Genomic DNA, 14,020 nt, shown 5'->3' with positions numbered 1-14,020 from the left:
ACGTTTGTAACAAACAAAAAGCAAAAGGAGGTAAAGAGCCAACCTTTGCATTCAGCTGCATTCAGTGCAAAGATAAAGATAAGGAATAACTTTTCACTCTAAAAGATAACTTTTTTATATGAACAACTCTGCCGGGAAACGGTTATCTTTGCAATACAACAATCGAAAAAAGTGATTGTTATTAACCTCTAAACAATATAATTATGGAATTTCTTACAAATGAAAAATTGACCATTGTAGGTGCAGCCGGCATGATTGGCTCCAACATGGCACAGACTGCAATCATGATGCACCTCACCCCGAACATCTGTTTATACGATCCCTATGCTCCCGGTCTGGAAGGTGTAGCCGAAGAGATGTTTCATTGCGGATTCGAGGGCTTGAACCTTACGTTCACATCCGACATCAAAGAAGCACTGACCGATGCCAAATACGTAGTATCTTCCGGCGGAGCAGCCCGCAAAGCCGGCATGACCCGCGAAGATTTACTGAAAGGCAATGCTGCCATCGCCGAAGAATTCGGTAAAAATGTGAAAGCCTACTGCCCGGATGTAAAGCATGTGGTGGTTATCTTTAACCCGGCGGACATCACCGGCTTGATTACATTGCTGTATTCAGGGTTAAAACCATCGCAAGTCACAACATTAGCCGCTCTTGACAGCACCCGCCTGCGTAGCGAACTTTCCAAACATTTTGGAATAGCTCCCGACAAGATAGAGAACTGCCGCACCTATGGCGGACATGGCGAGCAAATGGCTGTATATGCCTCTACCGCTAAAGTAGACGGCAAACCGTTGTTGGACATTATCGGAACTCCTGCCCTGACAAAAGAACAATGGATAGAGATACAATCCAAGGTTACCAAAGGCGGCGCCAACATCATCGCCCTGCGCGGACGATCTTCTTTCCAAAGCCCGGCCTATATCTCTATTGAAATGATTGCCGCCGCTATGGGCGGAAAGCCTTTCCGCTGGCCGGTAGGTACATATGTGCACAGTCATGGTTTCGACCACATCATGATGGCTATGGAAACTGAAATCAATAAAGAGGGGGTGCACTACAAAGAACTGAAAGGGACTCCCGAAGAAGAGGCAAAGTTGAAAGAAAGCTACGTACACCTTTGCAAACTGCGTGATGAAGTTATCGGAATGGGAGTATTGCCACCGATTAAGGATTGGCACAGCATTAATGCCAATATAGATTAGAATGGTTACAAAAGGGATTTTTCTAATATTTTCCTCAAAAAGCCTTGCAGTATAAAAAAATCTCCTTATCTTTGCACCCGCAAACGAAAATGGTGTCATAGCTCAGTTGGTAGAGCAAAGGACTGAAAATCCTTGTGTCCCCGGTTCGATTCCTGGTGACACCACTTTCCGAAAAGGTAGCGGAATGTAGCGCAGTTGGTAGCGCACTACGTTCGGGACGTAGGGGTCGGGCGTTCGAGTCGCCTCATTCCGACTATTTATAGAATAAGTCACTGTTTTACAGTGACTTATTTCGTTTTTAAGGCAGACAGCCGGGACGAAATCGGGACGAGAAATATTAACGTATTTGTTTTTGCTTCCGGGCGAAAACAAATAAAAAAAATGCCTAATTGTCAGCAAATCAAAAGTTACACACCTCCAGTACTGCACACCGGTAAAGACTGGTACATTGACTTCTATGCTTTCTGTCCGACCACTGGAGTCATGAAGCGCAAGAAATTCAAACTTAACTATATTGATTCAATCAAAGAGAGGCGGAAGTATGCCAAAGACTTCATGAACCGTATATCAGAAAAGCTGGCTGTCGGTTGGAATCCTTGGATAGAGCAGGAATCCAGTTCCGCATATATGCTCTTCAGCGAAGTCATAGACCTGTACCGCACATTTCTTGCAAAGATGCTACGCGATGGACGCTATCGTCAGGAAACAATCAAGTCCTATTCCTCTTATCTCCGGAATATGGAAACGTTCAATGAGGAGAAGAAAATACCCATCACCTATATCTACCAGTTCGACAAGGATTTTTGTGTTCTATTATTGGATGAAGTTTACATTACAAGGGACAACACGGCTTTTACCCGTGACAACTACTTGGGATTTTTAAAATCCTTCTCCACCTTCTGTTTGAATCACAACTATATCACTAAAAACCCGACTGAAGGCATCAGCAGCCTTGGACGACGTGGAAAGAAGAAAATACGGTGTGTCATCGAGGAAGACAAACTGCAAAAGATACATGGCTATCTGCTCGAAAAGAACCCATATATGCTGTTGGCAAGCTATATTCTATATTACTGTTTCATACGTCCGGCAGAGATGACACGTCTCAAATTGAAAAACATCAGTCTGGTCAGACAAACCATCTTCGTCGAGGACACCATATCCAAAAACCGGAAAGACGGTACCATCACATTACCGACAAAAGTCATCCACCTCATGCTCGACCTAAAAATATTCGACTACCCAGGAGACTACTACCTGTTTTCAGATGGATTAAAGCCGGGAAAAACGGAACGATCCGAAAAGATGTTCCGCGACTGGTGGTCACGGCATGTACGGAAAGATTTAAAATTATCGGTAAAGTATAAGTTCTATTCATTGAAGGATACCGGAATCACCAACATGCTTCGGCATTATGACGTATTGAGCGTACGTGACCAGGCACGACATAGCAGCATCCTCATGACGGATATATATACACCGCACGACATTCAGGAAGCAAATAGCCTGATAAAGAATTACGATGGAATATTTTAAAAAAAGCCCCTACTCTCACGAGCAAGGACTTCAAAAATAAAAAAAATATCCGGTTAATGTTTTTATGGCTTCTCATACAATACCCAGTACGGCTGTCCGGCCAGATATTCTACATGGTATCCGGCATCACCGAGCTGTTTAGCCAATTCTTTGGGGAGGACATCTACAATATTGGAAATGTCATACACCAATTCCGCAGAAGTCTTGTAGCATTTTTGAGAAGCAGTACCAATAGGCGAATAGTTATGGCCGATAAAATCGGCTATAGCTTTTTGCCGTTCGGCTTGTTTTTTCTTCTGTTCGTCTTCTTCGGAATCCCGAACATCATCATTGTATGCTCGAAAGCCTATTTTCCTACGACTATTCATGGCTATCCTCCTCTTTTTTTAAATAATTAGTAAGGAACTTGTTAAATCGCACCAGTTCTTCATAGCTTATCTCATTAATCTCACCATCACAATTGCGTGCATACACATGATATTTCACAGAATTGGTTCCTTCACTGCCTATGTCTATAGTCTTGGTGATAAAGAATTCATCATTCATGCCTCACCTCCTTTCTGTTCCAGCAAATTCGTCTTCTCACTGAACTGATAAACGGAACGTACTTTGCAAATATCGATAATGAATATTGTGTCCGGATATCCGCCACTCATTACATAAGCTTCAATACGTATGGTACGGCTATTGTCAATCGGACCAGCGGTGTATTGCATACGTTTCGTTTTGGGGTGTTCGGCATTAATGCGGTTGACCACATCACATAATTCATGCTTGAGTGCATCCAAAGAAAGATTATCCTTGATAAGAATATACTCGTACTTCTTTACATGGTCAATCACCTTTTTCCATGCCCGGTTCTTCGGTGAATAGGTCTGCAGATGGTAAACAAAGAACATCATGCTTTGCCTCCCTTCTCATTAAAAGTAATGTTGACTGTCCCACCATTGACATAGATGGAAATGGATTTGTCACTACGTGCAGCACGGATACGTTTACGTCCGGCGCACAATTCGATACCCAACCGGGCAAACAGTTCTTGAACCTTCTCTGCGGATACATAGCGTCCGCGGGCGCTTTGAGGTTGTTTTTTCATTTTGGAAGTCAATTAAAATGAAACAATATGGTTAATAAATGACGGGAAAGCAGACTTTCAATACCCAAAAAATAAGAAAACATGTTTCAAAAAAAGAAAGTTCCGCTTTCCCGTTGACTTCCACCTGATGCAGGCAGTGGGCGCATTAACGCTCCACACGGGGGTCGGAACTATATAGATAACCGATGGCCATAAAAAATGCCAACGGCAATCGGTTGGCGAACTACTCGTCGCCTACATCAAATGGAAGTCATTGCAAATATAGAGGTTGTTTTTAGAATGGCAAAAGAAAAGCGGAGATTTTTTTATCTCCGCTTTTCTTATTCATAAGATAAGATTATATCCCCGTTTGAGGCACTGACTTCATATACTTTTTATATAACTCCAACGTTACTTCATCACCACACCATTCACATCTATCTTTGCAGAAATTTAAAATGTCACTTTCTGAGATAAAAGAGAAGTCAAACACAATAGACTTGTTGTTATTGTAATAATTTTCTATGTATGTAATGGTTTCATCTTTTTCGCCTACCTTTAATTTTTCAACTGTAGAATCACTTAACACACAGATGTTCGTTTCCGGATAGATCTGTGTGTCTCCAGAAGCTCCTAAATTACCTGTAATCTGATTGAATAAATCGAAATTACCTTTAAAACCCTTACCATAGAATAATTCTTTGGAAGCAATAATATTGTATTTGTTCTCAAACGTTATATGGTGCACTGTATAATGGTCATACGTCAAGGATAGTTCTTTTTTTACTTCCTTTTCAGCATGATAACCTTCCCAGTTTCCTTCAAAGATTGCATCTATATCATGTTGGTATATTTTGCGAATATTAAAGCCATCGTGTATAAGTTTCTCTAACTTTTCCAACTTTTTGGGACCTGGATCAATGCCTATCAAAACAAAGTTTGTTCTTTTGGTTATGGCCGTATCCACATCAGCTCCCATCTCTTTTAAGAATTGGGCAATACATTTTCTGTCTTGGATAAATTCTCCTGTAATAACTACTTTTCGGTCATAGAAAGGATTATTGGGATTGGCATGAGATAAGTCTTTCTTTAAGACATCACCACAAATTTGGCGTGACATTTTACGTTGGAATTTGTTTTTCTTTGGCTCTGAAGTTATAAGAGTAAAATCCGGCTTTATACCTTGCAAATAGTTCAGATAGAATTGTGCGCAACATTCAGCATCAAACAATGCGTCATGGTGTTTGTTTGTATCCATTCCAAACGCTTCACAGAGTTTATGTAGGCTCATATGGTCATAAATACCGCATGTGTCTTTCCAAAACATTGGAGGCTCTATACCCATAGGCATAATACCATAGTACTCCAAGTTTATAAACAGTACACTTGAATCAAATGGAGAATTATGTGATACAATTGTAGTCTCTGAAAAATAATGGCCTATTTCCTCCCATACCTTGTCAAAGGTTGGTGCCTGCTCGGTAACTTCCGGAGTTATGTGATGAACACGTATTGTAATGTCATCATATTTATTGCCTGGTGGTTGAATCAATCGTGATATCCGTTCTTGTATGATACCATTTTTTACAACAACAATGCCTACTTGACAGGCAAATCTATTATGGGTAGCCGTCTCAAAATCTACTGCTATGAATGAATGATTTTCCATCATATAGATATGGCGAATCCCTTATCAAAACGCTCCCAAAGGTATTAGTGAAACCTTAATCCGATTTTACGGATTACGTTTTGAAAAGGGATTCATGTTCGTTTCTCAGTATCAAGATAACTAAGTCACTATAATTTTTTGGGATTATGCAAAAGTGGTAAATAACACAGAGATAACAAAAGAAAAGCGGAGATTTTTTACTTCTCCGCTTCAACGTCAATTATTTATAGTATTTTTGCAAAAAAGAAAGTTATCATGAAATATACTGATAAAGATATACAGAAGATTATAGAGCTTTCACAATATGCAGCCAATAAATGCTCTGAATTAGAGGATTACTCCATCGAGATGGAAGAACAGCTGTTTCGTTTGCAACGGAAATGCAGTTTAATCAGAACATTGCAGATAACCACTCCCATAAGTTTGCTAATCGGTCTTTTGTTAGGACTCCTAATATAAAACCCACCGCTCCCCAAACAGCGCTGGCAATATTGATATAGTTTCCCCACAATGTCGTTTCCTTTATCCTGCTATCCAGTTCGTTTTCTTTTTCCTTCATTTCCAAATATTTGGCAAACCCCATTTTTGCAGCTTTCTTGCCTTCGCGGGTCAAACAAATAGATTCAGATTTTCCTCGTGCTGTAGAAATTAATCCTTCTGAATCTATTTCCGTTATAGCTTGCGTTATACGTTCCATATTATAACCTTTTTCCCGAAATTTGTCTTTAATATCCTTAGGATGAATAATGGTTTGTTCTGACATATATGAATGAAATCTTCCAATGAATTCATATCTAAATAATCAATTCCTTATGCCGCGCGCCCACCGGAACCACCCGGAACCCGATTGAGTACAGGTTGCACGGCATAAGGAATTGAAACGTTTGGCTTATATTGGGCACTGCAAAGATACTAAAAGTTCCTGGAAATGGAAGAGGTACAGATTTATAAAAAGCAATAACACATAGTAAATTTATTATGTGTTATTGTTGCACATATCAAAAATACTATGTATCTTTGTAGTGTTCAATAAAACAAGGAAGTAATGGAAAACAAAAAAGAGATTTTGCTAATCGCCCAGAAGCTAACCGAGCTAAGATTGAAGCAAAAAATGCTGCAATGGACGTTTGAAAACAGTAAAGGGTTACCAGAAAAAAAAATGAATGCCATACTTGATGAGAAGTTAAGAATAGACCATCTGATAGAAATGCTGGAAACCAAACTGAAAGAATTAGAAAAGTAAAAACAGCCCCCTCGAGCAAAAAGAGGGGGCAAAAAAAGCCGCTTATGAAAACAATCAATGATGAACTGAAGGAACTCACTGCCATTCTGAATGGAGATTCAATTAACAAAGAAGAGGAATACCAACAGAAATTCCTATACATACAGGAACATTACACTACGGAAGCCGATTCAGAGGCTATTGCTGACTACTTACTGAACGGGTATCATGAACTATCTGCCGAAGCGGACGAACTGAACCGTATGATAGCCTTACAGGAAAGGATAAAAGAGATGAAAGAAATAGTACCAATCTCTTATATAGCTCGTAACTATTTCGGGAAAAGTACGGCTTGGCTGCAACAGCGCATTTACGGTTATAAAGTGCGTGGCCGTGTCTATACGCTAAGTGAACAGGACAGGCTGATTTTTAATAATGCCATCCATGACATTTGTAACAAATTAGGCTCGCTATCCATAGCTTGATAGACGTTTTATTGAACATTTTACCCCCGCAGTTTCGAGCCACTGCGGGGATTTTTATTCTATCCTGTAAAAAGTCCCTTTCAATACCTTATTCAATCCATCTGCATCTATCTCTGCCTCAATCTTCTCACATAAGTACTGCTGATTGCCTATGAGAAATACCTTATTCACATCCGGCAGACTATTGGCTGTAAATTGAATGGTGTAAGGAATATTAGAATGAAATATTTTAAGATTGGTCATGAGATTACCTACACTGTCCGTACAGACATCATTCAGGCTGAGGGAATATCTAAGGAAAGCTGTTTCCTGAGCTTCAGTGTACTGTCGATAGTCTGTAAAAGGGTAGGCATAATCATATAAATGCGTCTGGCCACTGTAAGTTACACGCTGACGGTTGAACTCTCCTGTATTGATGGCCACTTCCATACGCTCGTTTTTCTCTTGTTTATCTTTCAACTCAACATTACCATTTATTGCTTCCTGAATATTGAAATATTCTTGTTTGTCCACAGTGACTTGATATCCCACTGCCGGAATATTCAATACCATAGAGGTATATGGTTGGTTCAGATCATACTCGGCTACAGACCCATACACACCAACATTAAACTGAAGGATTTTGGCTGGAACGATATTAAGCGAGGTATCCGGCTCTGAAGATTCCGGATTGCGAATCAAATCTGAATATAGATTTACTTCACGCAAGGTATCTGTATTGTTTTCATTGTAGTTGATGTAGTAACGCTTACCTACGACAAATATCACTTTCTTTCTCTCTTCCTTATTCATATTGTCATAGGCGTATTTCATATTCGAATAGGTGGTATATTCTATTTTATGTGCTGCATTTAATAAATCCTTATCAAGTCTCAAATAACCGTCATCTGTATGAGAAGGAAGATTGTAACTCACGTTACCGATACTCAAATCTTTCTCTTTCTTTTCATCCTCAATATCCACAATGAATTCTTGCAGTAGAGAAGAAGCATGGATAATCTCTTTGCTGGATTCTGTAAAATAGGTATTCAGCTTTACAAGTTTTACAACTTTAGTATGTTCATTGACTGTTGTAACCGCACAAAGAAATTTCTCCAATTCATCAAAAAATTGGGAAATGGTCCAATGTGGCAATGCTGCGGATATACGGTTACTGCTCACTGCGCTACATACATAAATATTTCGTAAGAAATTATTATCAAAGAAAGAGGTATCAAACGTATAACCGAAATACTCCACTATTTTTTTTATAACGGTCAGAAGATATGGTTGTACACATCGACGACCATAATAAGGGCAGAGAGTGAAATTGTTCGTTCCAAACTCATAAATTGCATCGTTCTGAAGATTCTCCCATTTGGCCTCCTGATAGAATACCGGCAGCCATACAGCTTCACTATTATCCACCGACCCATAGTAATTTACCATATTGGCAGGTGGTTGGAAACGGTTCTGATTATTGTTTGGCCAACTGACCGTTCCCAAATCAAGTTCATCGATATAAATATCATCATTTGTCAGAAGGTTAAATTCCGCATTACCCGACACAAGCTGTACTTTGACCAATGTGTCCTCTACTGCCAGCAGCACCGCGCTACCATATAGCAGACACTTAGCGTCAACAATAAGCATGGCGGGAAGAATAGTTTTTTTCTTCGTTACATCCAGTCTGTTTACGTGCTTGAATATGGCATGATTGGCAGGCATGGGGAGTTCTATGTCCAAGGAATAATTGGAGCTACGGGTGAAATACGGATTCTCGGAGGTGAACGTGATGTTGAACCCTTCAGGAAGAACAGCCAATTGTCCGTTAATATATAATTCGGTCATTGCTTATTACGTGATTTATTGTTATTCAACTTCTGATATTCTTTCTGAGCCTGATTGATACCCCGTTTGCCGGTAACATAAGTTTCCGCCACCAACGGCTCGTCCAAACGAGTCTTTAATTTGCGAAGTATACGGGTACATTCTATCAGCATCGCCACCATCGCCGGGTCATTGGTCGTCGTTGTTGCACTGGCAGCAGGTGCCTTGGCCGGTACGGAACGTGTACTCTTTCCGGGACCTGCCACAGCAGCTATATCTTCAGTAGTCAGATTGCCGACATTTCCACTGCGTTGCGCCACATCAATGGCATCAAATATCGGCCGTAGACTTGGGTTGGCCACAGCAAAACGATTGGCGACAAACTCATTTGAATGGACGATACCCTGTGGTTGGTCCCAACTACCCGGGCCGGTGTAGCCGCCGGTGTAGAAATTACCGATAGCAGTTTTAGCAGCAGCAAAAGCTGCTTTGATGGCGAGTATTTTACCAACAGAGGCCAAAGCTCCTATCGGGTTGAGAAAAAAACTTTTTATCGTAACGCTGCCGATGGCCAATATCATTTCCTTCTCTACGAAACTAAGCATTGTTTGAAGGATACTTCTCAAAGATTCACGGAAACTCTCTTGATTACCGGTCATGAGATTGCCAAGCGCATTACCTATTTCTGTAGATGTTTCTTGCAGTAAGCTGATAATGTCTTTCAACTTTTGTTCAGCTTCATTTTCCAATCCTCCCAGATATTTTGTAAGTGGGGAGTTTTCCGGATTAAGGTCCAATTCCTCTTGTGCATTTTGCATTTCTTCATACAATGAAGAAAAATATCCTTTAAAGTTCAACGGGTTACCTTCTTTGGACTTATATGCATCTGAGATTATGTTTTTAAGTTTTTCATTATAATATTCCTGCTCTTTTTTATCCTCTTTGCCTTGTAGCTTTTCCCGTTCTTTCTGATATTTTTTACGAATGTCCAATAAAGCCTGCTGGTATTCTTCTTCAGACATGAGCTTGCGTTCTTGCCCCTGCTTTAACGTCAGTAGCTCACTTCTTTCTTGTGCATCCAACTTATTCAGCTGCTTCTGTTTCTCATCATCTGTATATCGGTCTATCGCACTGAGAATACCACGGATTTTTTCTTTTAACTTGAGTTGTTTATCAAGAATCAGATTATTTATCTCTTCCTGTTTTTCCGGTTCCAAGCCAGCAATTTTGAGCTTTTCATTCAAATATTTAATCTCCAAATCTGATAAAAACTGCAAATATTCCTCTTGTGTCATTTTATCATTGGACAAATACTGTTGTTTCAATTGAGCCTGTTCTGCCAAATGCTTAGTTTCTATTCTTTCCAGTTCCTTATTCACGCGTTTTTTACGTTCTTCTTCAGCTTGAGCCAATTTGTCTTTAGCAGTGTTGTTTTTATCGCAGGTGCAAGGCTTGTTCCCACATATCGGACATTTGTCTCCGTTGTCGCCACCATTGCCACCTGAATTTCCATTCATCCCATCTTTTGTTTTAGTGGAGACTTCCAACTCTTTGCTAATCTGTTCATAAATGGTCATATAGCTTTCGATAGCCTTTTTAGTGTGCTCAATGTCGAATTTTAGCTGTTCCACTGCAGCATCGTAACTGGTGAAACCAGTCTGGGCATACGTAGCACTTTCACGCGCTTTCTTTTGACCAGCCAATGCTTTGTTCAGTTCTACCTGGTATTCGATTAGCCTCTTGCTCTCAGACTCAATATAAGATGACGCACCTTTCAACATCGCCTCTTTTTGTAACTGTTCCACATATCGGGCCTTGGCATCAGCCGCCTTCTGCGTATTGATTGTCTCCAAAGTGATATCACCCAAGTAATCGGGAGCAATCTTGTTGATTTTCTCCATGGCTTCTCTACGCTTATCCATAGCTACACGGTCGTTTTGCGCTACCATCCACAAGGCATCTAACTCTTTGCGCTGGTCAGCGGTGGATTTAGCTGCCTCTTTTTGGAGACGATTAGTGGCTTTTTGGACATCAACGTACTCGTTGGCACGTTTGTATAAGTATAAAAAAGCGGCGCCCCCTGCAAAAAGAACCGTAGATAGAGCACCTGCAGGGCTCAGTTTCATAACCGTCCAAGCAGCCTTCATGGATTTTGCAGCAAGATCCACACGCCCCTGTAGCATTTGCATGGTTCCGGCAAAGAGATAAGTAGATACCCGGACGGCCTTGAGCAATACATTATGACCGGCCATTAACGTACTGAGTCTACGCAGTTGTGTAAAGGAAGTGATTGTATAACCTGAAACTGTATTGACAGCAATACCGTAGGCAAGCTGTAATGCGGTAGCAATTTTGGTAACAGCATTCCATGCTGCAGTAGCAATGGTGGATGCTTTGGTGCGTAAGGTATAGATAGCTATACAGGACGCCACATATAGGATGGTGCCACCCCATTTATTGCACCAGTCAATTAGTCCCGGAAGATATTTAATGACATTAGTCAGCATATTGGTACTCACCGTCAAAGCCGGATTCAACTTTTCGCCAAGGTCAATAGCTGCCAACTTCATTTTATTACGTGCCTGTTCCAATTTCGCCTGTGCCGTATCACTGTTTATTGCCGCCTGCTCATACGCCACATTGGTTCCGGTAACAGCAGCGGTAAAGTCCTTCACCATTTCCGTGTTCTGAAGGATTACGGATGCCGTGTTATAACCTTCTTCCCCGAACATCTTTTTAATGGCGCCTGCATCCATATTTTTATTCTTCAAATTCTCCAGAGCCTTATCCAATCCGACAATTTTAGGATTTGTCTCATCGGCTCCTGTCTGAAGAACCAAGAAGAATTTCTTCAATCCCGTTCCGGCCACTTCATCCTTAATGCCTCGATAGGCAAGTGTTTCAATCAATGCAACCGTCTGCTCGATGGGGACGTTGGCAGAAGCAGCTGCCGTACCCGCATTCCGGATAGCTTTTGCCTGACTTGCAATGTTGGCGGAACCAGCTTGGGAACCGGCTGCCAATACATTGGTAAACCGTCCTGCCTGGTCAGCTGCCGCACCATATTGGTTAAGTGATAAGGTAAGAGAGTCAACCGCTTCATTGAGTGTAATATCTTTGGCTGCCGCTTGCAATCGCATCGCTTCTTCAGTGACCTGTTTCAATGCTTCCTTATCTCCAAGCAGTTCCGGTTTAGCCGAACCAACCAACATGAAGGCATCAAGGATTTCAGCTGCCGACTGTCGGACACGCAATCCCTCTTTAGTCATGGTAGTAGAAAGTGTTTTAGCTTGAGCGGTCAACCAGGCAATGCTGTCATCATCAAGTCCGGTCAAGGCTTTCAGCCCGGCCTGGGATTCCTCTAACTTGTTGCGTTCGTCTCTGATGGCGCGCAAGGCAAGGGTAAAACCGGTCAGGAAACCTATTACGGACAAGATAACCCCACCAAACCGGTTGAACCAGTCCACCATGCTACCGATACTGATTGTAGCCTTCTTGGTTTCAGTAGTGATGCCTTTTATCTCCTGGCGATGTTGTTTTAAAATCCCCTGAAGATGCTGTATCTTCGCCATGGTGCGGTTGTATTCCTCAGAACCGCGTGTCATTTCCTTAATGTCACGCTGTAGACGTTTCATCTCCAAATCAATGGAATTGATGTCATTCTTGATTTCTTTGCCATCGATGTACAAGTAGACACCTCTTTTGACAGTCTTGTCACTTTTTGCCATAACGTTTTTCGATTGTTATTTTATCAAACTTCTGAAGTACATTCTTGAGTGCCTGGTCACCGTAATACTCTCCGGATAAATCAGCCAGTGATTCGATGTTATTCACAATGGGAGGGTCTAACCAGGGTAGGGGACTTCGTCGGATAACAGCATAGTGTTCATCAATGGTGCGCATACGCCGGATGCGATATTCAGAAACACGTAGAGAACGCAGTTCCTGACGTTTCTTCTTATCGCTCCATGCCGAATGTCCCTTCATTATAATTCCGTTCTTGACGATATATCCACGCCCGGCGCCATACTCCCGGTATGCACCATATCGGGCAAAACGGAAGCCCAGACCGACATAAGCCGGTCCGCCTTCACGGTCTTTCAGCCAACGGGATTGCAGTTCCCTACGTAATCTACCAGTTGCGTGTGTCTGTTGTAGAATGCTTACGGAAGTATTCCTGACTTTCCACGTCCAGTTCTCAACCCCTCGATTGAATTTCTCGGAGGTCATTAAACTCTTTTCTTCAGTTATTGCCATAAAAAAGCCTTTAGTTCCGGACGCAAAACTAAAGGCTGAGAAGAGTGAAAAAAAGGACAAGAATTCAGCGGACAGAAAACTTGAAATCATTAATCCGGTTCATCCATCCTTTCCGGAATACAACTTGTGAGGGGTCTCTTTTGCATATTTCTTCAACAAATCGAATTCTATCTGCCTTGATGGTTTCAAACAGCTGACGTTGATTGGCCAGATTGATACTGGCAACAGTCTGAGGTCCTACAATGCCGTCCACCTTGATTTGCAGGAGTTGTTGTACTCTTGTAATACCGGAACGTCCGGATGCCCATATCCAATCCACGCAAATGTTGGCAATGGACTGATTGTGTATAAAATCAGCCTGATACCTGTCCCAATAATGCTTCTTGAAAACATGAAAAACATCGTCCGGAGTTATCATACGTAGGTCGTCTGCGTCAATATCTCCGTCACTATCCTTATCATAACCACATGATTTCCATGTAGACAAGGTGATTCCCATATTGGTCTTACCACCTTTGTCCTTTTTGTGGTCACTCCATCCGCCTTCCCATTTACGGATGATTTTAAATAAGACTTCTGCTTTTGCCATAGATATTTTGAATTAATAAAATCGAAGCAAAAGTAGTGTGTGGTTTATCCATTACATAGGACATTCATCCGCTGAAGATGATCATTAAGAGTTTTGGGATTGCATTTCAGTTTTCGGCAAATAGCGGCCTTGCTGTATCCATATTCAAGCATTGTACGGATAAGGCTTTCTTT

At 41.3% G+C, this 14,020-nt stretch carries 14 protein-coding genes and 2 tRNA genes; 6 read left to right on the top strand and 10 right to left on the bottom strand.

What is annotated here, in order from left to right; translation table 11 throughout:
• Positions 1-203 precede the first annotated feature (203 nt).
• From DW121_RS14375 to DW121_RS14360, 4 genes are all read left to right on the top strand, one after another.
• A complete protein-coding gene (locus DW121_RS14375) occupies positions 204-1,205 on the top strand; it encodes a malate dehydrogenase (protein ID WP_117711536.1) in 1,002 nt (333 codons plus the stop codon).
• A 91-nt stretch (positions 1,206-1,296) separates the two neighbouring features.
• Positions 1,297-1,369, top strand: a tRNA-Phe gene (locus tag DW121_RS14370).
• Positions 1,370-1,385: 16 nt separating this feature from the next.
• Positions 1,386-1,458, top strand: a tRNA-Pro gene (locus DW121_RS14365).
• Between the two features lie 128 nt (positions 1,459-1,586).
• On the top strand, positions 1,587-2,741 hold the full coding sequence (locus DW121_RS14360) for a tyrosine-type recombinase/integrase (protein ID WP_118324218.1): 1,155 nt from the start codon (positions 1,587-1,589) through the stop codon (positions 2,739-2,741).
• 62 nt (positions 2,742-2,803) lie between these two features.
• On the opposite strand, the gene DW121_RS14355 is transcribed toward DW121_RS14360, so the two are convergent.
• From DW121_RS14355 to DW121_RS14330, 6 genes are all read right to left on the bottom strand, one after another.
• The gene (locus tag DW121_RS14355; protein WP_118324216.1) at positions 2,804-3,109 is read right to left on the bottom strand and encodes a hypothetical protein; all 306 of its coding nucleotides are present in this window, start codon (positions 3,107-3,109) and stop codon (positions 2,804-2,806) included.
• Positions 3,102-3,287 carry a hypothetical protein gene (locus DW121_RS14350; RefSeq protein WP_118324214.1) on the bottom strand — a complete coding sequence of 62 codons (186 nt, stop codon included), beginning with the start codon at positions 3,285-3,287 and terminating at the stop codon, positions 3,102-3,104. Before DW121_RS14350 ends, DW121_RS14355 begins: the two co-directional genes overlap by 8 nt.
• Positions 3,284-3,643, bottom strand: a complete 360-nt coding sequence (locus DW121_RS14345) for a hypothetical protein (RefSeq protein ID WP_118324212.1) — start codon at positions 3,641-3,643, stop codon at positions 3,284-3,286. The genes DW121_RS14350 and DW121_RS14345 overlap by 4 nt, the downstream gene beginning before the upstream one ends.
• On the bottom strand, positions 3,640-3,837 hold the full coding sequence (locus DW121_RS14340) for a hypothetical protein (protein WP_118324210.1): 198 nt from the start codon (positions 3,835-3,837) through the stop codon (positions 3,640-3,642). The genes DW121_RS14345 and DW121_RS14340 overlap by 4 nt, the downstream gene beginning before the upstream one ends.
• A gap of 337 nt (positions 3,838-4,174) precedes the next feature.
• Positions 4,175-5,488, bottom strand: a complete 1,314-nt coding sequence (locus tag DW121_RS14335) for an exonuclease domain-containing protein (protein WP_118324208.1) — start codon at positions 5,486-5,488, stop codon at positions 4,175-4,177.
• 388 nt (positions 5,489-5,876) lie between these two features.
• Positions 5,877-6,248: a hypothetical protein gene (locus tag DW121_RS14330; protein ID WP_118324206.1), complete on the bottom strand. Its 372-nt coding sequence runs from the start codon at positions 6,246-6,248 to the stop codon at positions 5,877-5,879.
• Positions 6,249-6,530: 282 nt separating this feature from the next.
• Between DW121_RS14330 and DW121_RS14325 the strand changes: the two genes are divergently transcribed.
• Positions 6,531-6,728 (top strand): hypothetical protein, encoded by a 198-nt coding sequence (locus DW121_RS14325; protein ID WP_118324204.1) that lies wholly within the window; start codon positions 6,531-6,533, stop codon positions 6,726-6,728.
• A gap of 44 nt (positions 6,729-6,772) precedes the next feature.
• The gene (locus DW121_RS14320) at positions 6,773-7,192 is read left to right on the top strand and encodes a DUF5053 domain-containing protein (protein WP_118324202.1); all 420 of its coding nucleotides are present in this window, start codon (positions 6,773-6,775) and stop codon (positions 7,190-7,192) included.
• A gap of 54 nt (positions 7,193-7,246) precedes the next feature.
• Here DW121_RS14320 and DW121_RS14315 read toward each other — a convergent pair whose 3' ends face one another.
• The 4 genes from DW121_RS14315 to DW121_RS14300 form a co-directional block, all read right to left on the bottom strand.
• A complete protein-coding gene (locus DW121_RS14315) occupies positions 7,247-9,022 on the bottom strand; it encodes a hypothetical protein (RefSeq protein ID WP_118324200.1) in 1,776 nt (591 codons plus the stop codon).
• Positions 9,019-12,729, bottom strand: coding sequence for a phage tail tape measure protein (locus DW121_RS14310; RefSeq protein ID WP_118324198.1), 3,711 nt, complete (start codon positions 12,727-12,729; stop codon positions 9,019-9,021). Before DW121_RS14310 ends, DW121_RS14315 begins: the two co-directional genes overlap by 4 nt.
• Positions 12,716-13,258, bottom strand: coding sequence for a hypothetical protein (locus DW121_RS14305; RefSeq protein WP_118324196.1), 543 nt, complete (start codon positions 13,256-13,258; stop codon positions 12,716-12,718). Before DW121_RS14305 ends, DW121_RS14310 begins: the two co-directional genes overlap by 14 nt.
• Before the next feature lie 64 nt (positions 13,259-13,322).
• Positions 13,323-13,847 (bottom strand): glycoside hydrolase family 108 protein, encoded by a 525-nt coding sequence (locus DW121_RS14300; protein ID WP_118324194.1) that lies wholly within the window; start codon positions 13,845-13,847, stop codon positions 13,323-13,325.
• Positions 13,848-14,020 lie beyond the last annotated feature (173 nt).

Origin of the sequence: Bacteroides sp. AM10-21B, assembly GCF_003472565.1 — a bacterium.
Taxonomy (GTDB): Bacteria; Bacteroidota; Bacteroidia; order Bacteroidales; family Bacteroidaceae; genus Bacteroides; species Bacteroides propionicigenes.
This window is presented reverse-complemented; position numbering and strand designations above follow the sequence as displayed.